Consider the following 1,952-nt stretch of genomic DNA (forward strand, 5'->3'; position numbering starts at 1 on the left):
GCCTCATATGGAAAAATTTACAAAACAATTCGAACACTTATATTTAGAATAAACACAAAAAATTGCCACCAGTTAACTTAACTGGTTGGCAATTTTTTAACGAGAATGCTTTACAAATAGTTGAATTGCTTCTTCTGGTACATAGCACTTTCCATTACTCTCTACAATAATACTTCTTAATTCATACCCTTTACCATTGATACGAATTATATTTTTGTTACCAAATAATTGTGCTTCTACTTTATTATGTTTTACTACGAGTAACGGGTTTGCTCCTTCGGTTTTGTCGGCTGTTACAGTTGCACCGATTTTCTTAAAGGCTTGTTCACTCTCTAAAAATATTTTATTCGTTACTTCTTCTAAGTTAAAGCCCATCGCTTTCGCCATCGTCTTCGCAATGTCTGTATTTTGGATTAAGCCTTCTGGTTTTTGAGGTCCATAAGAATGTAAGAATACATCCTCACCTGTATGTCCTCCTGTCGTAAAGCCGATATTTGCACGATTAGCCAATAATGTAGTAAGAATTCGTCCTACATCCATTTTCTTTTTTGCCACTTTTAATTTTTCTTTTTCATCATGAGTTAGATTATCCAAACCGTATAGTTTAGCTACATCTTCTACATTTGATAAATCAGATTTCAGTTTATTTATAGTTCCTTCAAGTGTCATTTTCGCCTTTTTCAATGGATCAATGTATGCAGAAACCGGTGTAGTATTGTATCCTTTTGTCGTATTCCTATTCCCTATAGAGATGCCGCTGTTACCATGATCAGTTAAAGCGATGAGCATCGTATCCCCATCTTTCTTCGCAAATTGTAACGCCTTTGCTACCGCTTCATCAAATGCCAATACATCACTAATCATCCCAATTGGATCATTAGCATGAGCTGCCCAATCAGGCTTACTACCTTCTACGAATAAAAAGAAGCCATCTTTATCTTTTGATAATGTTTGAATTGCTTTTTCTGTCATTTGAGAAAGTGTTGGTTGTTCTGGATTTGTTGCTATACGATCCATATCAAACGCAAGAGCATGATGTGAGAAAGAGCCCCAAATTTTATTAGATTTGGAGTTCAATAACGCATCTTTCGTTTCAACGAAATCGTATCCTTTGTCTTGAATCACCTTTACTAAATTTTCACCATCTTTTCGGATTCCATTACTTTTCATAGGTAACAGCGCCGCTTTTCCCCCGCCTAATACGACATCTATATTTTGATATACTTGCTGCTTCGCAATTACGTCAAAATGTTTGCGATTGACATGGTGAGCGGAGAATCCGGCCGGAGTAGCATGCTGAATTTCAGATGTAGCAACAATGCCAGTTGCACGACCAGTACGTTTTGCGCCTTCTAATACGTTTGCGACCGGCCGTAACTTGTCTTCTTCTTTTATTGGCTGTAAGCTAGGCGAACTTACAATAGAAGGTAATACACCTACATATCCTGAATTCGATTTATTTCCAGTTGCTAAAGCTGTTGCTGCTGGCGCCGAGTCTGTAATAGCTGATTCCGCCGAAAACGTACGAACACCTCCTGTTACAATTTGATCTAACGTAAGCGGTGCCCCTTTATACCAGCGAGCCAATGTTGTCGCCGTTGAACTCGTTCCGTCCATAACCATCATAATTATATTTTTAGGCTGGTGTTCTACTTTTTTCACCTTAGCTTTGGCCGCATGATAATTCATCATACTTTCCGTACTTAATACGCTTACTATTATAGCTCCCACTAATAGTAACTTTTTCATCTTCACACCATAATTCAACATGATTGTTCCTCCATAAACTTTGCATTCATTTCAATACACCTTATTTCCTTTTCCATACCAAAACCTACATATGTTTTATTAGTTCCCAATTCTCATAAAGCTAACAATAGTTACTTTCTCTTTCTTTAATTAAATATCGATATGTATCATTTATCTTATAAAAAAGATTTAACATCCTTTTC

General features: G+C 36.6%; 1 protein-coding gene. It reads right to left on the minus strand.

All coding sequences use genetic code 11. The features are described 5' to 3' along the window. Nucleotides 1-96: 96 nt before the first annotated feature. Nucleotides 97-1,770: an alkaline phosphatase gene (locus ABWK52_RS25140; protein ID WP_098430496.1), complete on the minus strand. Its 1,674-nt coding sequence runs from the start codon at nucleotides 1,768-1,770 to the stop codon at nucleotides 97-99. Nucleotides 1,771-1,952 lie beyond the last annotated feature (182 nt).

It is taken from the genome of Bacillus sp. AP50, assembly GCF_040492675.1.
In the GTDB taxonomy this organism is placed as follows: domain Bacteria; phylum Bacillota; class Bacilli; order Bacillales; family Bacillaceae_G; genus Bacillus_A; species Bacillus_A cereus.